The sequence below is a fragment of the Pseudochryseolinea flava genome, assembly GCF_003286915.1.
Lineage (GTDB): Bacteria > Bacteroidota > Bacteroidia > Cytophagales > Cyclobacteriaceae > Ohtaekwangia > Ohtaekwangia flava.
Window position 1 is genome coordinate 38,526 of sequence record NZ_QMFY01000020.1, and the last position, 19,444, is coordinate 57,969.

Annotated in this window: 18 protein-coding genes; 11 read left to right on the forward strand and 7 right to left on the reverse strand. The window is 43.8% G+C overall.

Annotated elements, in window-relative coordinates; all coding sequences use genetic code 11:
* The first annotated feature begins 1 nt into the window (after window position 1).
* Complete coding sequence (locus tag DQQ10_RS24730) at window positions 2-1,645, forward strand: RagB/SusD family nutrient uptake outer membrane protein (protein ID WP_221409789.1); 1,644 nt, start codon at window positions 2-4, stop codon at window positions 1,643-1,645.
* A 67-nt stretch (window positions 1,646-1,712) separates the two neighbouring features.
* On the opposite strand, the gene DQQ10_RS24735 is transcribed toward DQQ10_RS24730, so the two are convergent.
* Together DQQ10_RS24735 and DQQ10_RS24740 are read right to left on the reverse strand one after the other, a co-directional pair.
* Window positions 1,713-2,186, reverse strand: coding sequence for a GNAT family N-acetyltransferase (locus tag DQQ10_RS24735; protein ID WP_165824116.1), 474 nt, complete (start codon window positions 2,184-2,186; stop codon window positions 1,713-1,715).
* Between the two features lie 45 nt (window positions 2,187-2,231).
* A complete protein-coding gene (locus tag DQQ10_RS24740) occupies window positions 2,232-2,573 on the reverse strand; it encodes a winged helix-turn-helix transcriptional regulator (RefSeq protein WP_112749630.1) in 342 nt (113 codons plus the stop codon).
* Between the two features lie 107 nt (window positions 2,574-2,680).
* Here DQQ10_RS24740 and DQQ10_RS24745 point away from each other — a divergent pair, with 107 nt between their 5' ends.
* The 3 genes from DQQ10_RS24745 to DQQ10_RS24765 all read left to right on the forward strand — a co-directional run bounded on the left by DQQ10_RS24745 (window position 2,681) and on the right by DQQ10_RS24765 (window position 8,881).
* Window positions 2,681-3,589 (forward strand): alpha/beta hydrolase fold domain-containing protein, encoded by a 909-nt coding sequence (locus DQQ10_RS24745; RefSeq protein WP_112749631.1) that lies wholly within the window; start codon window positions 2,681-2,683, stop codon window positions 3,587-3,589.
* A 271-nt stretch (window positions 3,590-3,860) separates the two neighbouring features.
* Window positions 3,861-6,935, forward strand: a complete 3,075-nt coding sequence (locus DQQ10_RS28160) for a carbohydrate-binding protein (protein WP_221409790.1) — start codon at window positions 3,861-3,863, stop codon at window positions 6,933-6,935.
* A 170-nt stretch (window positions 6,936-7,105) separates the two neighbouring features.
* Entirely contained in the window at window positions 7,106-8,881 is a 1,776-nt protein-coding gene (locus DQQ10_RS24765) for a basic secretory protein-like protein (RefSeq protein WP_112749632.1), read from the forward strand.
* A gap of 78 nt (window positions 8,882-8,959) precedes the next feature.
* Here DQQ10_RS24765 and DQQ10_RS24770 read toward each other — a convergent pair whose 3' ends face one another.
* Window positions 8,960-9,331, reverse strand: coding sequence for a DoxX family protein (locus DQQ10_RS24770; RefSeq protein ID WP_112749633.1), 372 nt, complete (start codon window positions 9,329-9,331; stop codon window positions 8,960-8,962).
* 90 nt (window positions 9,332-9,421) lie between these two features.
* Here DQQ10_RS24770 and DQQ10_RS24775 point away from each other — a divergent pair, with 90 nt between their 5' ends.
* The 3 genes from DQQ10_RS24775 to DQQ10_RS24785 are packed head-to-tail and all read left to right on the forward strand — an operon-like array spanning window position 9,422 to window position 10,737.
* Entirely contained in the window at window positions 9,422-9,784 is a 363-nt protein-coding gene (locus tag DQQ10_RS24775) for a winged helix-turn-helix transcriptional regulator (RefSeq protein WP_112749634.1), read from the forward strand.
* 15 nt (window positions 9,785-9,799) lie between these two features.
* On the forward strand, window positions 9,800-10,252 hold the full coding sequence (locus tag DQQ10_RS24780) for an AraC family transcriptional regulator (protein ID WP_112749635.1): 453 nt from the start codon (window positions 9,800-9,802) through the stop codon (window positions 10,250-10,252).
* The gene (locus tag DQQ10_RS24785) at window positions 10,192-10,737 is read left to right on the forward strand and encodes a hypothetical protein (protein WP_112749636.1); all 546 of its coding nucleotides are present in this window, start codon (window positions 10,192-10,194) and stop codon (window positions 10,735-10,737) included. Before DQQ10_RS24780 ends, DQQ10_RS24785 begins: the two co-directional genes overlap by 61 nt.
* A gap of 9 nt (window positions 10,738-10,746) precedes the next feature.
* Here the strand turns inward: DQQ10_RS24785 and DQQ10_RS24790 are convergent, their stop codons facing one another.
* From DQQ10_RS24790 to DQQ10_RS24805, 4 genes are all read right to left on the reverse strand, one after another.
* A complete protein-coding gene (locus DQQ10_RS24790) occupies window positions 10,747-11,418 on the reverse strand; it encodes a hypothetical protein (protein ID WP_112749637.1) in 672 nt (223 codons plus the stop codon).
* Window positions 11,418-11,810, reverse strand: coding sequence for a hypothetical protein (locus DQQ10_RS24795; RefSeq protein WP_112749638.1), 393 nt, complete (start codon window positions 11,808-11,810; stop codon window positions 11,418-11,420). The genes DQQ10_RS24790 and DQQ10_RS24795 overlap by 1 nt, the downstream gene beginning before the upstream one ends.
* Before the next feature lie 175 nt (window positions 11,811-11,985).
* On the reverse strand, window positions 11,986-12,921 hold the full coding sequence (locus DQQ10_RS24800) for a hypothetical protein (RefSeq protein ID WP_133259759.1): 936 nt from the start codon (window positions 12,919-12,921) through the stop codon (window positions 11,986-11,988).
* Window positions 12,922-13,122: 201 nt separating this feature from the next.
* Window positions 13,123-13,803: a hypothetical protein gene (locus DQQ10_RS24805; protein WP_112749640.1), complete on the reverse strand. Its 681-nt coding sequence runs from the start codon at window positions 13,801-13,803 to the stop codon at window positions 13,123-13,125.
* Window positions 13,804-14,105: 302 nt separating this feature from the next.
* On the opposite strand from DQQ10_RS24805, the gene DQQ10_RS24810 reads away from it, so the two are divergent.
* The 4 genes from DQQ10_RS24810 to DQQ10_RS24825 all read left to right on the forward strand — a co-directional run bounded on the left by DQQ10_RS24810 (window position 14,106) and on the right by DQQ10_RS24825 (window position 19,441).
* Window positions 14,106-15,509, forward strand: coding sequence for a hypothetical protein (locus DQQ10_RS24810; protein WP_112749641.1), 1,404 nt, complete (start codon window positions 14,106-14,108; stop codon window positions 15,507-15,509).
* A gap of 86 nt (window positions 15,510-15,595) precedes the next feature.
* Entirely contained in the window at window positions 15,596-17,677 is a 2,082-nt protein-coding gene (locus tag DQQ10_RS24815) for a CehA/McbA family metallohydrolase domain-containing protein (protein ID WP_112749642.1), read from the forward strand.
* Entirely contained in the window at window positions 17,678-18,652 is a 975-nt protein-coding gene (locus DQQ10_RS24820) for a glycoside hydrolase family 43 protein (protein WP_112749643.1), read from the forward strand.
* Between the two features lie 213 nt (window positions 18,653-18,865).
* The gene (locus tag DQQ10_RS24825; RefSeq protein ID WP_112749644.1) at window positions 18,866-19,441 is read left to right on the forward strand and encodes a YfiR family protein; all 576 of its coding nucleotides are present in this window, start codon (window positions 18,866-18,868) and stop codon (window positions 19,439-19,441) included.
* Window positions 19,442-19,444: the final 3 nt, after the last annotated feature.

Below are 19,444 nucleotides of genomic sequence, written 5' to 3' on the forward strand. Positions count from 1 at the left end.
TATGAAATACATCAGATATTATTTTGTCTTCGGTTTGATTCTTTTAGGCGCAAATGCCTGTACAGATATATCCGAAAACGCCTACGATCAGTTGATCGCAGACAACTTCTACAATAACAAGAATGAAGTTGTATCGGCAGTACTAAGACCTTACACACACGCTAACGCATGGACAACACCAGGACAAGACGGGTGGTGGCGCATTAGCGAACTCTCCGCCGATCAGCTCGCATGGCCTGTGAAGGGACGACACGGGCAAGATGGTGGTAAGTGGCTTCGTTTGCACTATCACACATGGACCGTCGATGATGGTTTTATCCAGAATCCTTGGGTACTGATGTGGTGGGGACTCGGATTGTGCACTGACCCTATTGAAAACTTAGAGAAGCGTCCAGTAGAATCAATGGGCCTCACGCAAGAAGAAAAAGACTCCTTCATTGCAGAGCTTAAACTTCTACGCGCATTTCACTACTTAAAATTGATGGACCTATACGGAAATATTCCGATCGTGACAAAAATCGGCGAGCCGCTGAGCCCTGCAACGGAGCCCCGTATCAACGTTTTCAATTTCATCGAAAAGGAAATTAAAGACAATATTGACAAAGCACCAAAGCTATCGAAAGCAATGTTGGGTAGAATGTCGCAAGCCGGTGGTTATGCAATGTTGGTGGAGCTTTACTTAAACGCTGAAGTTTGGACAGGCACACCACGTTGGGATGACTGTATCGCAGCAGCGAACAAGTTGATCAACGGAGAGGCTGGTGGTCAATTCGATCAAGTCATGGCATTGGATCCAAACATCACTGATCCATTTAAAACAGGAAACCATACGTCGAGAGAAACGATCTTCTCGATTGCTTATGAATTTCAAGTATCGAACTTCCAACCTCAATGGCCTGGTGACTTCTTCCACTTTAATCAACGCGATATCTACGGCGGTGGTAGAAACGGTAACGACGGCGTCGTATTGATCCCCGGCGTGTATACTACCTATGATGATGCTGATCTTCGAAAATCAAACTGGCTCCTCATCGGTGAGCAACGTCGATTCGATAACCCAGATGCAACGGTGAAAGGTGGCAGTGGAAACGAATACGATGGTCAACCGCTTGTATTCGTAGACAACATTCGACAAAATAAAAAGGCAGCCAACGAAGGAACAGATCCAGAACTTCTTCCATCAAACATGAATTTGGGTGAAGAGAACAGTGGTGTTCGCTTCAACAAATACAAACTTGGTCCACTTACAGATCCAAGCTACAACAGCACCGATTGGAACGTGTACCGACTCACATGGGTGTACTTTGCAAAAGCGGAGGCTATTATGCGCAAGAATGCAGGCGTAGCAACTGCTGAAGCTGTACAGTTAATTAACGATTGTAAAAAGCGCGCTTTTGATCCGGCGGATTGGCCAACATTCGAATACAACACCACAACGTTGACATTAGATGAACTGTTAGCGGAACGTGGAAGAGAATTTATCTTCGAAGGATTCCGTCGTCAAGACTTAATTCGTTGGGACAAATTTACGACGGCCTCATGGTGGGATCATCAACCAACAGCAGCGACAAAGTCATTGTTCCCAATCCCTCAAAGACAACGTTTGCTCAATCCTAACCTTGAGCAAAACGACGGTTACAATTAATTTTCGTTAGCGTATTTTATATCTTGGGTTTATTGAAAAAGCTGCTTCCTTACGGGGCAGCTTTTTTTTATGAGCCTCTGCCGCGCATATCCAATTCCATCTTGATATCAGCCGTGACAAATGGTGAATCTTCTACCGCTACATACTTGAATCCGAATTTCTCATACAACTTCAACGCCGCCGCTAACTTATGGCTGGAGAAAAGAATAACCTTCCTTGCTTTCAATTCCGCGGCACGCTGCATACAATGTTCAACCAACGCTTGGGCTATTCCTCGACCACGATGCGAGGGGGCCACACACATCTTCGCCAATTCATAAATACCATCGTGCTCCTTGAGCAACGCAGCCGACCCAACAATTTCGTTATTAACACGCACCAAGAAAAGCTCTCCACCAGGATCAAGAATATATTTCTCCGGCTCCGATAGCATGTCGCGATCAAGTTGCTCCGCCAAACCGTTACCTTCAAGCCATTCAAGATTTAATGATTCGAACTGCGGACGATATTGTTTTTCGTAAGTTATAATTTCAAATGCCATTGATCTCATTTTTAATGCTTGGATTCTATTTCGTCAGTGCGTCAACTACACAGCATCATCGAGCGCAGATTTTGTATGTTGATAAAACGCGCCCCATTTTTCCAATTCTAAAATCATGACTTGCGTCGATTTACCCAAGTCCGTTAAGCTGTACTCAACAGTAGGTGGTACCGTCGCGTATACTTCGCGTTTTACCAACCTGGCGGATTCTAACATGCGAAGCTGCGCAGTCAACACCGTTGGTGTTATCCCCGTAATCTCGCGTTCGAGTTCTTTAAATCGCTTAGGACTATTTTTAACAAGCGCGTGAATAATTGGTAACTTCCATTTTCCTCCCAATAGCTCGACAGCAACTTCTACTGGGCATCTTTTTTCAATGTTCTCCATTTTTTATCCTGTTGATGTTCACCATTACTAGCGTAAACCATAGTAACTCCTATTAGACTGACTACTTGTGCAAATATACAATCACGCCGTATTTGCACGAAAAAGGCATGAATACAAGGTTCTATATATTGATCACCATCATCTTACTCACCATGGACATCGCACAATCACAAAATACGCCCACCACACTAACGCCATCGTTAGTGGACAAACTCATTTCTGGCAGAGATTTCTTTGACGGCTTGGGCAAAATATATCCGCCATCATCGAACGTAACGACTGCGTCAGAAAACATCAATGGTATCAGCACATACTGGTTTGCCCCTTCTCAAACGGTCAACAATAATATTATTGTCTTCCTACATGGCGGTGGTTACGCTTGGGGCTCCATCACATCACACCGAGCGATGGTTAGTCACATTGCTGAATCGCTCGCAATAAAAACATTACTGATTGAATATGCTTTGTCGCCAGAGCGCCCCTACCCTCATGGATTAAACGACGTCGTTACCGTATATCGGGCATTGTTAAAAAAATTTCCGTCAACATCATTTATACTCATCGGTGACAGTGCCGGTGCCGGTTTGTCTATTGCCACGATCGATAAGCTACAACAAGAAAAACTTCCACTACCCATCGCAACAATACTGATATCTCCCTGGATAAACCTAGAAGCGAATACGGCGTCATATACTACACATGCTGACATTGATCCCATTTTATCAAGAGAGAGTGTATTGGAGTACGCTGCTGCCTACAACCCCAATCACAGGCAAGACGCCAATACAGCGAACCTGAAATTCACCTCTTTTCCGCCTACGCTTATACTGGTTGGTACACGCGAAATACTTCTTGATGATAGCAAGATATTTTTTGAAAAGATCAAGCTTATCCAGAGAAATGCAGCGCTTCAAGTTTACGACGGAGAAACACACGTGTGGCCACTATCGGATATCAACAGTAAATCATCGCAGAAGGCTTTAAGACAAATGCGTGAGTTTTTAAATAGGTTATGAAGGTCAATCACACATCTGATAGAATACCCGAAAAATTCCTTTTGCTAGCTTAAGGATTTTCTAGCATCATACCGTCATCATTTAAGATCGGCATACTTTGCTTTGACACTCCCACAAAGAAAGTCGCTGAACGCCCGTATCATTTCGTCACTGACCCATTAAGGTGAATAGTCAGATTGGGCATGTTGTATTTCGTTTGTCGCACACTTAAACCAACATGTTAAACCTAGGGGTAACAGTAGGCTGTTGCCACCATTCAAACCATTCACCTATGAGTTACAAACTTAAACCCATGCTCAAGTTTGCTGCGTTGCTATTGCTCTTGCTGCAGCTTTCATTTTCATCGATCGCACAGATTACATGGCCATCGAATCAACTTCTTCCTACGTTCCCGGCGCCAACACAAACACAAGATCTCATCATCTTGAGAGAGACGTCCACACGATGGGAAGCTGAAGGTTCCGCGCTCAGTCACGGCACTGGACGATTAGAAACCGATGGCTGGCTTTGTCAAACGGGCATCGATGCAGCAAATCAACACATGGTCTATGGTCCCTATGTGAACACCATTCCCGCAGGTCCCAATGTAGCGGAGTTTCGCATGAAAGTAGATAACAACACGGCTAACAATGATCCTATCGTTGACATTGATGTACGCAACGCAACTACGGGACAGATACTGGCTTCGCAGATCATCACACGGCAACAGTTTCCGATCGCTGGTGACTATACCAATTTTACACTCCCTTTCAACATGCCGGCAGAAAATCAATCTTTAGAGTTACGCATCTATTGGAGAGGCACGTCTTACACCAAGGTTGACTGGATTGCCGTTCAACAAAACAGTTCTTCCGCCGAGATGTATTTGTTTGCATCGCTTAAAGGAATCGTTAACAGGACACAGCCTAGAATATTTTCGTATGAAGGTGACGCATTCGCCGAAGGTCAATACACATGGCTGCAGTCGTTGGGATTAAATTGGAATGAACCTGCAGATAAGTGGAGCCTCATCACAAAATATCGCAGTGAACTTTCCGGCGTTATTGTATATGATCCCGCACAAATTCACACCGTCAATCTTGCCACTGTACTCGCAAAAGATCGTAAGGCATTGATAGCTTCGCCTTCTCTCCTTGCGAAACTTACTGCGGCGCCTTACAATTTGCCGATCTTGCTCGATCTGCGTGGTCAGTTCACAAGTAAAATGCAAGTGTATCAAACCCTATACAATACCTATTGGCCGACGTTGGATAAACGTGTGTTGGTTGGGCTGAATCCAGAAATACACAAAGCAGCACTGCGCGAATATGCTACTTCTATGGGCCTCGCTACCATTTGGCTCGACCCTAACATCGCGAACGAAAGTACATTGCTGAACAGTTTTCTATCATCCATGCCTGCGGGAGCGAACTTCATGGGATGGTGGCCAGAAGAAGGCCCTGGTGTTCAACGCGCTTCTACCTATGGCATCTCTACAATTGCCAGCGACTGGGCCACCAATCTCACCATGCATAGTGGAACATCGCGTACCGTGAATGTAAAACCGATGCCAGCAAAACCTGCGCTCCAAAATAAATTGTATGTCGCCTTCATTTTAAGTGATGGTGACAACTTGCAATATGTGGAACACTTGATGCGTAAGCTTTGGAATAATCCTGATCGTGGTACTGTTCCGATGGGCTGGACATTATCGCCAGCAATGCTCGACGCCATGCCAGGTGCGCTCAACTACTACTATCAAACCGCTACCAACAACGACAACTTAATTTCCGGTCCCTCTGGATATGGATACGCATATCCTAATAGTTGGCCAAACCAAACTGCACTCAACCAATTTGTTTCTAAGACGGAAGATTACAATCGTCGTGCAGGCTTCAGAGTGATTACGGTCTGGAATACGATCACGGGAGGCATCAACCAAAATGTAGGACAAAGTTTCGCGACGTATGCGCCTACAACGCTTGGGCTAACAGGACAAAACACAGGTGGCGGTTTAACCATCTACAATCAAAGTTTACCGGGCATGGCACTGTCGTGCAATTACTGCACGAATGAACAAGCGATGAAAGATCACATTGCTTCTGCTGCGGCGGGATGGAATGGCGCTTCACCCCGGTTTATTGTTATTCAAGCACAACCATGGCAAGGTGTCACGCCAACTAGCTTTAAGAATGTCGCTACTTCATTAAATGCAAACTATGTCGTTGTCCGACCTGATCACATTTTTCAATTGATACGTGAAGCAAATGGTCTTCCGATTGATCCCGGAAGTAGTCCCACTGGACAAGACATCACCAACCTCTCCGGAACATTAACGGCGCAATACCAAACCGGCTCTCCGGCTGGAGAAGACTACATGAAGTTGATCGACAACAACGTCAACACAAAGTATCTTACCTTCAATGCTTCCGGATGGATACAATACCAAACGACTTCGAGCTACGCCGTAACGAGCTATTCGATAACATCTGCCAACGACGCTGCAGAACGCGATCCGCTCAACTGGACCTTGCAAGGTTCAAATAACGGCAGCACATGGACGACGATCGACACGCGATCGAATGAAGATTTTCCAAACAGATTTCAAAAGAGAATGTTTACATTTACAAATACCACAAGCTACAATTACTATCGCTTAAATCTCACCAACAACAGCGGAACAATTCTTCAACTTGCAGAAGTAGAATTATTTGGAACAAGTGCGTCGGCCTGGTCAACACAAATTGAAGCGGAAAATTTTGCGACCATGAGCGGCGTGCAAAATGAAACTTGCACCGAAGGTGGCACAAATGTAGGATGGATTGATACTGGTGATTGGATTGTATGGGATGTGAACATTCCAAGTGCAGGAACCTATACAATCGACTATCGCGTTGCGAGCCAGAGCGGCGGTGGATCACTTCGTTTGGAACAAGCGGGGGGTGCGAATGTTTTCGGTTCGCTTACGATTCCAAGTACAGGAGGATGGCAAAACTGGTCTACCATTTCTCATCAAGTATTCTTAAACGCAGGGCAACAACAAATTGCCATCGCTGTACCGGCTGGCGGATGGAATATCAATTGGCTTAAGATACAACAAGGCAATGGTGCACGCATAAGTCAATCGTCCGCAGTGCAGGAAGAGGAATCAATTTCAGTTCATCCTAATCCGGCCACTAGCCACCTCGTTGTGAACGGCATCACTTCGCCGACCGAAGTCACCACTTACAATACTTCCGGAAAAGCGGTAACCGAAACGATGAAGGTTACATCAACGCAACACGAAATAAATATCAAAACACTCAAGCCAGGGCTTTATATCATCAAGCTTAAAAACGGCAAAACGCTAAGATTTGCAAAAGAGTAACTCGCGGCGCAACTAGAATGTTCAACATAAAACTCAGGGATCGTTAGTCATTAACGATCCCTTTTGTGCGTGTAGCATTTACAACGTAGAACCTTAAAAATACCCTCTGTAGCCACTGGTAAAATTCGTCACCTCACCGCTTTGTCTTTTATACCAAACAATTAAATCCTATGAAAGTCAAACTTACCTTCATGTTATGTTGTTGTGTACTGCTGTCAATTTCATTTGTCTCGCAGGCACAAGTGGATATCACCAATTCAGGAGGCACGATTAGTGCACAGTATACCGACTCTCCAACGAATGAAGACATCACCAAATTAATTGACAACAATAGTAGCACCAAGTATCTTACTTTCCACAATGCGGGCTGGGTACAATTTCGCGCAGGTAGCCCTTCCATTGTAACGAGCTACGCAATCACGTCTGCTAACGATGCGGCTGAGCGCGACCCCTTGAACTGGAACTTTCAAGCTTCCAACAATGGCACGACATGGGTGACACTGGACACACGCAGCAATGAAGATTTTCCAAACCGGTTGCAACGAAAGACGTATTCTTTTTCGAACACAACGGCGTACACCTATTTTAAACTCAATCTCACGAACAATAGCGGTACTATTCTTCAAGTGGCTGAATGGGAAATCTATGGTACTGCGTCGCCTGTAGCAACAGTCTATCAACATTGCAGCTACGGAGGATATGCCGTTGCGTTGACACCAGGAACGTACACGTTGTCAGCATTACAAGCAAGAGGAATGGTAAACAACGATGTGTCATCTGTACGAGTAACGGCTGGTTATAAGATCATCTTTTTTGATCAAGATAATTTCGCCGGTACATCCTTAGAAAAAACTGGCGACGACGACTGCCTTGTCAATGAAAATTTCAACGACCTCACAACCTCCATTCGTGTTGAACAAGTTACTGGTGGTGGTGATTGGAGCAACTTTGTGTTGCCAACAGTTGTATTTCAAGACTTATCGCCATCTTCTGCAGGAAGCATAACATTTCATCGCGCCATTCCTGATCCAGTGGCTACAATGCGTAACTCCATTTTACCGATGCTTCAAAAAATCTATTCCGGTCCAAACGACAATGTTAGAACCTTCACAAAGCTCACGTTAATTATCGAAGACTACGATGGTGTTGCTGAAGCGTGGGGCGGTGGTGGCGAACGCAGCATTCGTGTGAGTACACGTCACATTCAAAATGTGTACAACCAATCCAACAACGATGCAACTGTACGCACAGAGATTCTCGGAATTCTCTCACATGAAGCTACACACACGGCACAGCATGAACCAAAAAATGCTGGTGGATATCAAGGCGGTACCGAGTTCTTTGGATTCATTGAAGGTGTTGCTGACTACGTTCGTATTTCTTTGGGACTACACCCAACACGCTCGCCACAAACCGGCGGAAATTGGAAAGATGGCTACACCACTTCTGGTTTCTTCTTGAACTGGATTGTCAACAACAAAGGTGATCGAGACTTTGCTATCAAGTTTAATCGCGCGGCAGGTACGTATGCAACATGGTCTTGGGATATTGCATGTCGTGACATTTTGGGAATCGGTGTACAGACACTGTGGAACGAATATCAAGCGTCATTAAGTGCATCAAGAATTGCGACAAGTGCTCCATACGCAATGGGTATTACCGCTGATTGCAGACATGATGAAGAACACATAGCACCAAATGAAAAACAATCCATTCAAGTTTTTCCAAATCCGGCAAAAGGTAAGCTTGAAATTACACTACATCACATCGAAGCAAATGACCGTACAGAAGTACAATTTGTATCGGCTACATTTAAAAAGACGACATACATCACCGGCGCAAATGGAACTGTCAACACCGACGACCTTCCTGCAGGTATCTATGTAATGATCGTGCGTGACAAGAAGGGAAATTCGCATAAGCAGCGGGTTATTATTGAGAAGTAGTGGGAGTCGCGCGTTATGGGATAGAGAGACTGTCGGATGGACAGTCTCTCTTTTTTTGAGCTCGTCAAACTCCCGCAATCAGAGCATTATCTTAAATGTTTTATCTGTCCATAGAATCACGACAGAAAGAACACACACGGCTAACGATTGGTAATAATGTTCATATTCCTGATGCGCCATATGCGTAGTGAATGCACCAATCGCAAATGGAAAAAGAAATAACACGCCAATTATTTTCAGACTTGGCTTGTATACCCCTGCAACAACCAACAACACACCAATAAGCTCAGCAATACCGATAGCGATAGTCCACGTTTTATTAAAACCGAGAGACTGCATGCTCTCCATCATCGATTGCTTTTGAAAGACTTTAAATAGCGATGCATAGGCGAACACGTAGAGGTAATACGCATAGCTCGTCCAATGAAGAATTATTCTTGCTGTTTCCATGTTTGTTATTCAAATTTGTTCAGCAATATTCTAGAGAAATAGAATATCAGAACAGAACGAACAAAATTGTGCGTTTCACAATATGCAAGCATGAGAAAAAATTCTTCAACCAATACGATTAACGAGCAACATATCAACCAAACCTGTGGTATAGCTTACACGCTTTCTGTAATCGACGGACGATGGAAGATCAACATCTTAAGTTTTCTGTTGAACCAAGGTCGACTTCGATACAGTCATTTAAAATCAAGACTCCCTGGTATTTCCGAACGTATGCTTACCGCCAATCTAAAAGCCTTGGAGAAAGATGGATTAATCGCCCGCATCCATCACACGACAGTGCCGCCGAAAGTAGAGTATGAGTTAACGCAACTTGGATTGTCGTTTAAAAAGATTTTGGTATTGATGGATGAATGGGGCGAAGCGCATCGCCCACACACATCAGCACAGTAACAAATCTATTTAGACATGATCATTCCTTCTTCTGGTTTCCACTTGTCATACTCAGGTAGAAAGCAGCATCCGACGCCGCTTTTTTTCTCAAAGGACATCTTGTTCGAAAAGAAAATTGACGACCTGAATAACGCCATACCAAAAAATTACAAATTAACAATGAAGCAAAAGATGCGCTGTTGCACGCAATGGAGTAAGCGGCGTCTTCCTGATCCTCAGTTCGCACACTTAACGATTCTGGCCATCGCCCTCGAATCTGGCTTTAACTCAAAATCTTCCTTCAACGGAATCTTCATGAAGTCTACCGGTATGGCACCGAAAACGTTTAAGGAAGAATCACAACAGATCGTTCTAGCGGACAAAAACACGATATTTAAACTATTCCACTATTCAGGTATATTTCGAGAATGTTCAGACTTGCAATATTATTATTCGTCTTCGGTTTTCACAGCGCCTTCGCACAAGTAGATTCAATTGGCTTTCTGCAATGGAGAACGGGGCATGACGCAAAAACGGCACAACTCATTCCAGCGGAAGGAAACGATCCCATTGTTCGTGAAGGAAACAATGTCTGGATACATGTCAAATTTAATGTTTATGAATATGGCGAAGTCTCGTTTCCGATTGATCGCACCACGCGCACCGACGAAGAAGCCAAGCGCGTAGATCTCTCTGATAGAAAGTATGTGAAACTGACGTATACGGCAAACCAACAAGTAATTTTACAACTCCGACAAACTGGTGAACACGGTGGCGTTCATAATCATGTAATCTTACCTCCCGTTGAACGTCCAACCTCTATTGCAATTTTATTGAAGTCATTTAAAGGTGGCAAGTCGATGATCGACTTAACGGATGTGGCTAAATTTAATTTTGCTTTCTTGTCCAACAACAAAGAAGATGGTTATGCTGAATTGTTGATTACACAGATTGTGCTAACCGATCACAAGTAAAAGAGGACGTCAAAGCACGCCCTCTATTTCTGTCTTCAACCTTTCTTTTTCCTTCGTAACAGGAATTGCTAACGGGGTGGCTACTGCTAAAGATAACGTTTTATATTGCAGCGTCGTCTTGTTAGAGACTGCTGAAACAATACTGATTGTGTCGATATTATCCTTTACGATCTTCTTACCCACATCGTCCGCAGCGATCTGCATAAAAAGCGATGGCAAGAAGCCCAACGTACGCAAAACATCCCAGCGATTATTTTCGGGTACAGCATCCGCATCAACATTAAGTTGAATTTGAAACTGAAGCACTTTCTCCAACTCCACACCAACGTTTTTGATAGCCCGCTTCAACTCCAACGAGCCCACCGATTTTTGATTGGAAGACTTCATGCGCACATAATTCTCGGGCTCTATTAGGGTGAAAGCAACAACTTCGCTGGTTGTTACAAACGTAATTTCGGATTTTGCGTAGGGATCAAGCAACCCGAGCACCATCAACCGTTGCTCATGCAGATGATTCTGCGCTTTCAAAATACTCCCCCTGATCACATGACCGTTTCTAAGCGATAATTCCAACTTCGGTAAGTTGGAACTATCTTCAAAGTCTTCTGCAACGGCAGCAAGTTCAGCAAACCAAGAATCGAAATTCTTGAATCCTACATCCTTGAATACATCTAATTTCATTAGAGCAATTTTTCAACGTAGTCCGCAATTTGCGAGTCAGGCTGCGAGGTGAACGTATTCCCTGCCAATTGCATTGTTAACGTAAGTGTTTTATTGTTAAGCGCCATTGTTACCGCATCACGGCTATCTGTATTTACAAGTGCAATCACTTCCATCTTGTCTTTAAGCGCCTCTTTCCCCATATCATCTTTACAGATTTTTTTAACGAACGACTCGAGGTCATCGAACACAATATCCAAGCGACTCAAGGGATACTGATCGTAGGCAGTAAACGTATTCCAGTCGATATCTAACTTGATTGGATATCCAGCGATTTGATTAAGTTTTGATTCAAAGGCAGGAAGTTTCTCTGACTTGATGCTTTCGGCTAAACGCTTTTCTGCTAATCCCATGTGCTTTTAGTTTTAATTGAATGATTGTGTTGTAAAAGTATACCACCCGAATCCACGAGAAATCACCTCTTAAAATGATTTATTTAAATACCTAGAAATGGGGAGGCAAAAAAAGGCAATAAAAAATCCCTGGAATTGTGTTTCCAGGGATTCACCCGCGTACATGAGATAAACGTTATTTCGTTTTCTTCTTCTGTTTAATGATAATACGCGATACAAAATCAGCAGAGGTATTGGCAGACTGTATTTCACCATACGATACAGAAGACGCTTCTGCGCGTTTGATACTTTCTTTACTTGCTCCCTTATCGGTAAAATAGTCTGCAGCTTTTGTCGCTTGTTTTGCGTCACGCGTCTCCGTACGCTGTAGATAGAAGTGCGAGATCATATGATAGACCAGGCCTTTCCCGTGTGGAAATCGCACAACCACCGATTCGGCACCGTATTTTTCACCCAACTCTTTTGACCGAATCAAAACTTTTACTTTTTCTTTATCCAAAATTTCGATTGGGTAAGAAGATCCTTCCAGCCACCACACTGGATCTGCCTTCTCATCTAAAAATCCCGTGATCACAGAATCTTGTTTATCGAGTGCTTCAATGCGTACAACCTCATCCGCAGTGGGTTTATTATTGTACGCTATGGTGTTGGGGAATGCTACTTCAATAACATTTTTTAGCGCCCAATCCGTTGTGATCAGCTGACCACCTTCCGCTACAAAGGTAGCCAGTTTCCTTGCTGCCTCAGGCGGAAATGACGACGCACAGTTTACAAAAATGGTTTGATGCGGCTCTAGCTTCGCGTCCATCAATTGATGATGGTCAATCCCCGCGAATGGAATCTTCAAACTTTGCAACACCCGAGCAATGTGATCATACGTACCATTCACAACGATGACATCGTTCTTTTTTAACTCATCAAGAATTTTAATATTCTCCTCCCCTTCTCTGTTCAGTCTTTCTCTTACCATTTCGTTTGCGAGCTTGTAAGCTTCTTCCATTTGTGCTTGTGTTTTTGTGGTGAATAAAAAGATAATACCGATAGCCAGAAATGTTGCCATACGACATCCGCTCGTCGCGTGCATGCGCCCGAAGAAAACTATGATGTTCATAACCTGTTTTTTGGAATAACTTAACGTCAATTACCGCGAATAGCTTCAGACAATGAGTGCGTTGGTATTTTGACTAAGTGAATCCTGGAAATGGATAAGGCAATTTTCGGACAACGGTGCTGTACTTAACGGCTGCGCTAGAAAAAAGGTTACTGTTTAATACAAAAGCTCATGAGCTAAAAGATGTAGCTACATCTCACCCTACAAGTTATAAACCGTTATTTCACCACTCGATTTTCGCCAATAAAGTTTGTCACTCAATTTTTTTTTCGCATAGTCGGGGTTACTAAATATTTCCTGAACTTTCTTCTGCATCAGCGCTACGTCGTCGGGCATATCGGCGCGCACAAAAACAAAAACATCTTGCGTCGGAATGGCAAATATCAAGTCGCTGGCATTGACGGCTTGTGCTATACTTGTCCAGATCTCTCCGGTTAACACCAGGCTTGACTCCAACCGATCGCCATCCGTGAGCATCCCCATATTCTTCGTGATCATGTGAATCGACAACTTTTGACTGATACTCCTAAAAAGGTTTTCGTAAGCCTTATTAAGAAGATCATAAACAGAAACATTGTCCTTGATCACATCCATATGTTTCTTCTGAAACCACTCATAGTGTGTACCCTCGTCAATTCCAAAAACGATCGACAAGTCTTCATCGAAGGGAACCGGAAACAGAACGGGCATAGCACTCTCGGGCACTTGGTGCTCCTTTCCATCTGATGTCACAATCTTATCCACCGGGCCTTTCCCCTGTTTGACAATCGGCACTATTCTTTCAATGCGATCCTTAAACAGTTGCTGTTCACGACGTGCATCCTCCATCATTTGCTTAAATGCGGGAGAATCTTCGAAAGTATCTTCTGGTGATTGGCTCATAATTATGATCAAATATACAAACTATCACCGTTGTTCACCACCAGCATTTGCTCACTCGTGATCTTCATACGTATCACCTGTCGACAACGAAACCAGAATTGTAATACAAATCACCCAGATTTTCCAAACACATCTTCTCAATCTTTGCATGCCGTTTATCAGATAGACTGAACCATCGTCAAAAACGCTGGACAATTAAACAACTTTTTTACCTACCGCCTGCATCAAAATGTGGCAGCACTTCCATTTCTATTTTGTAGTTACAGCCATTGTTATGTTTCTTGTTGCTTCGATAAAAATATATGTCTACATATTATACAACATTATTAAAAACGCAACACGAGTTACCCACGCTACTGGTCGACTTATGTACATTCGTCGGCACACAATCGCACGGCTCATTGGGTTGGTTCGACAACATCGGCGCTGAAGACATCCCTTCTGCATGGGATCCTTCGGCAGCTGAAAAACTAAATGCTCACGGATTCGCTTTCATTCAACTGCCCGACGGATCTTTTATTGCGCTACTCAACACCGGTACAACGGGAGCGCCATACGCCGTGGTCTTATTAGGGTCAGAGGGAGAGTTTCGTACAATCGCCAACAGTTTAGAAGAATTTATCATCCTGTGGTCTAAAGGCGAAACTGGCGTGCATGACCTTGATGATAAAAAAATCGACGGCCGTGATAATTTAGTCGCTTGGATAAAAGCGCGTCGCATGAAGGCACCCAAAGCTAAGGATTTCGACTTCGGTGCATGGCTTGACAATGCATCAACGGCAAAGGTAACGGACACGATATACGCTGAACGCACTCCTACCGATGCGTACGAAAAACTTGGCCCTAAGATGCGGACGTTGGTGGATATGATGGGACGTCGCGCCGATGATGAAGCGCTCATAACATGGGTGACGCAAACACTTGGAAAAAAAGTGCCTGCCCACACTTCGAACGACAGTGTGAACGTTACAGCACCCAAGTTGGGAATCGAACTAGTTTTCTCACACAACGTCCTCAATGAAAAATATCCACCGATTAAAAAAAGTGCAAGATCATTTATCCCCTATTTATCACACGCTTGGATACGTGAAAAAATTGGCGAGCCCATTTTTGGTATCGATCTAAAGAATAGCACCGAAGAAGACGCGATTCGCTCACTCGGGCAACCAGACGGACGCAGACCGCAATTCGCGACGGACACTGAACCCGTGATCGCATATTGGCACAAAGTCGTGGATCAGGGAGCCGATATCGTTCTCGTTATAGAGTCAGATGACGGAATAAGCATCGATGTCACGGTGAAAACATCGTCAGCGCTGGAAGAATATCCAGAAGTCAGTACACATCTGTTCGTCGCGTGGGCCTGCGAGAAAGGTTTGCTGGATGAGACTAGATTTGTTGAGCACGCCGCGCTATTTCAAAAAGTAAAAACACGGCAAGCCCGCGGCGCTGAACTTGTCGCTACGGCACTAACGCGTGGGCTATGGGAAAATCATTTGATCAACAAGCCAGGCTTACGTCGTACTGCATATCAATGGTTTCACAACATGAAAAACCTTTGGATTACCGCTGACTTGAAAAAAGTATTTGGCGCAAGAAAAGGTCCGTACGGTCACGACGAACCGGCGGTAGATAACGACCACTGGGACAACGTAGATCTTGCCAGCAAAGCTTTTCACAAAGTATTTGACAAGTGGTTAGATTAGACCGACGATTACTCCTAATATCCATTGTGAAAAGATTTCGAACGTTATTGTTTATTTAAATACATCCTTGCAAACCAATAGCCACCATGCGTAATATCCTTATTCTTTTTATTTGCCTCGTTTTTTCTATTTCATCACTAAACGGGCAAATCAAAGTAGATCTAAAAAAATTCAACAAGAAAAGCGGCACAACCGCAGTAGCAAAAAATAATACACTTTCCGTGTCGTGGCCTGCGGGAGAAAATAAAACAGGCCAGCTACTTCTCGACCTTTCCGCTGAAAGCCCGATAATAAAAAGTATTGTACTACAAGAAGGGAATACCAAGTCACCTATCGTCTCCGACGTCGATCCTGCGTTCATTCTTACGGTAGGAAAGCGTGACCTTGTATCACAAAACGGTTGGAATATTTTCTTCGATAAGGTTCCCAACAAACCGTTCAAATCTTATAACGTCGCCATAAAAAAACAAGCGGCGTCCGTTTACAGTGTTGGCACCCGAACGCTGATTTCCGTTGGCACACTAAGTGCGCCTGGATTTACAGGCACCTTAGAGATAACACTATACAATGGAAGTCCTCTACTCAACATTGCAGCGGTTATGTCGACGGATATTGATTCAACGGCAATCCTCTATGATGCCGGACTGGTTTCTAAAAAGCCAAGTTGGAATCGGATTGGCTGGAGCGATGTTGACGCACAAATAAAAAACGCGCCGCTTTCGGCCAACGATAAGGCTACTGATCTGATGGTGAAATACAGGACTATTGTTGGCGAGCACGATCATGGTAGTTTTGCAGTCTTCCCTGCTCCACACCAATATTTCTATCCACTCGATGAAGCTTTTAATTTGAAATTTGTCTGGGCAGGAAGTCAGTATCGCAACATGATCGATGGTTACGGTATCGGCATCCGCCAAGATCTTTATGGTGACAAAAGATTTGTTCCGTGGTTCAATGCTCCCCCTGCAACAAAGCAACGTCTTAATTTCTTTGTGTTGTTGAACAGCGGAAATACATCGACCGCATTGGAGGCTGTAAAGAAATTTACCAACGCAGACCGTTACCAATCATTGCCCGGATACAAGACTTTGACAAGCCACTTTCACAACGAATTTATTATGAAAGTTGTGCGCGCAAATAAACCTGTTCCGGCACAACCTGCTTTCATTGACGTTTTCAAAAAGCACGGCATCGACATTGTACACCTTGGTGAATTTCACTACACGGCACATCCCAAAGGTCCCGACAGTCTTCGTCTTCAAGAATTACATGCATTATTCGAACAATGTGAGCGACTTTCATCAAATGACTTGTTGATGCTTCCAGGTGAAGAGCCGAACGAATTTTTTGGCGGTCATTGGTTGCAATTATTTCCACGCCCCGTGTATTGGATCATGTCGCGCGCTCAAGATAAACCGTTTGTAAGCAATGATCCTGTGTATGGAAAAGTTTATCGCATCGCCAATGAAGAAGAAATGTTGGCGTTGCTAAAAACTGAAAACGGACTTGCATGGACAGCACACCCACGTACGAAAGGTTCGACTGGCTACCCTGACAAATACAATACGTCGAAATTCTTCAAAGACAATCACTTTCTCGGCGCAGCATGGAAAGCAATGCCAGCGGATCTGTCACTTCCGTTTCTTGGCAAACGTGTTCTAGAACTCATGGACGACATGAACAATTGGGGCGACCGTAAGAAGGTTCTCGCAGAAGCGGATCTTTTCACCATTGAGAATGAAAACGAAATGTATGCACACTTGAATGTCAATTACATTAAACTTGACAAGCTCCCTGCTTTCAAAGATGGTTGGCAATCGATAAACGACGCCCTGCAAAACGGCCAATTCTTCTCTTCTACTGGCGAAGTATTGATTCCGGAATTTACCGTAGACGGAAAATCATCCGGTGAAGAAATTGCAAGTGCAGACAAACCACTAAATGTGTCGTTCAAAATCAAATGGACATTCCCGATGAACTACGCTGAAATCATTTCAGGTGATGGTAAGAATGTTTATCGCGAAAAAATCAATCTCGACAATACCACCGCCTTCGGTGAACAAACCGTAACGAAATCAATCAACCTTAGCGGAAGAAAATGGGTTCGCCTAGAAGCGTGGGACGTCGCTGCTAACGGAGCCTTCACACAAACGATCTGGATCAAATAAATGAAAACTGCTATTACAACGCTTGCACAGTTTGTCTTTGTTTTAGCAACTGTTTTTGCTTCTACGGATGCGATTCCGCAGGTAAAAGGTGACACGATTGAATTGGCCGACCCGACAATTTTTCCTTATGACGAAAAATTCTACCTCTATGGAACGGTCGAAAAAAGTTCACGTAATGGATTTCAGGTCTACGTTTCGCGTGATTTGAAATCATGGGAACTTTCGGAAAAGAATGATGGATACGCGCTTAAAAAAGGCGATGCCTTTGGTCGTTCCGGTTTCTGGGCGCCACAAGTGTTCTTTCACCATGGGCAGTTCTACATGGCCTACACCGCGAACGAACAAATTGCCATAGCCAAAAGCGATAGCCCGCTGGGTCCGTTCACACAAACCAAAAAAGATTCGCTGTCGTCGACGATGAAGCAAATCGATCCATTTGTTTTCATTGACGACGATGGAACGAAATATCTTTATCACGTTCGACTAACAAATGGTAATCGCATTTTCGTATCCGAGATGAACGATGATCTTTCGGGGGTAAAATCCGAAACAACAAAAGAGTGCGTGAGTGGAATCGAACGATGGGAGAATACACAGAGCGTACCGTGGCCAGTAACAGAAGGCCCGACTGTGATTAAGCAAGATGGAATCTACTACATGTTCTATTCAGCAAATGATTTTCGAAACCCTGATTACGCCGTCGGATATGCTACCAGCAAGCATCCTCTCGGTCCGTGGACAAAATATTCAGGAAATCCAATTCTGGTAAGAGACATGTTCGGCATCAATGGCACTGGTCATGGCGATCTTTTCAAAGTAAAGCGACAGTGGTATTATGTTTTTCACACGCATCATTCCAATGCACGTACAGGGCCAAGAAAAACAGCACTTGTAAAAGCAACTTCGGCCTCACAAAATAATGGCCGATGGAAAATCGTCCCAAGTACATTTGAAATACTAAAAACCGGAAATTAACATCCTTTGTCCGTCATGTCAGTGAGCCGCGTCATCGCGCTGTCTTTCAAATTTGCGTATTGCCTGATTAATGCTTAGATTAGTAAGAGTCCATCACGTTCTATCCATGGAATTGATGGGCTTTGTTGTTTAGGTCATCAATCATTTTCTTTCGCGAGTAGTTCGAACACATAGTCAGTCAACTGAGATTTAGATAGTAGCTGTTTAATAATCATGGTATTGACAACACGTCAGAAGTTTACGTTCCGCTTTTCAACACCCAATTTTGTGTTGCTATTGTGCGCACTGCTTACCATAAGCGTTGCGAACTCCAAAGCAAAACAACCGATGCTTGAATATCAGGTAAAGGCAGTTTTCTTGTACAACTTCGCACAGTTTGTAGAGTGGCCCAAACAAGCATTTACGACAGATAATGCGCCGCTGATCATCGGTGTTTTAGGAGCGGATCCATTCGGAAGTTACCTTGATAAAACGGTGAAAGGCGAAAATGTTAATGGGCATCCTATCATCGTGAAGCGCTTCCAAAAGATTGAAGACATCAAAAACTGTCATATCCTTTTTATCAACATCACCGGTAAAGATCGCGTACGAGAAATCTGCGAGCAATTGAACGCAAAGAATGTGCTTACTGTAAGTGATATGCCAAACTTCACAAAGCAAGGTGGCATTGTAAAATTCTATGTAGAAGACAACAAAACAAAAATTCGCATAAACCTCGAAGCGTCAAAGCGTGCTGATCTCAGCATCAGTTCGAAGTTGCTTCGCGTCGCCGAAATCGTTAATAACTAGTCG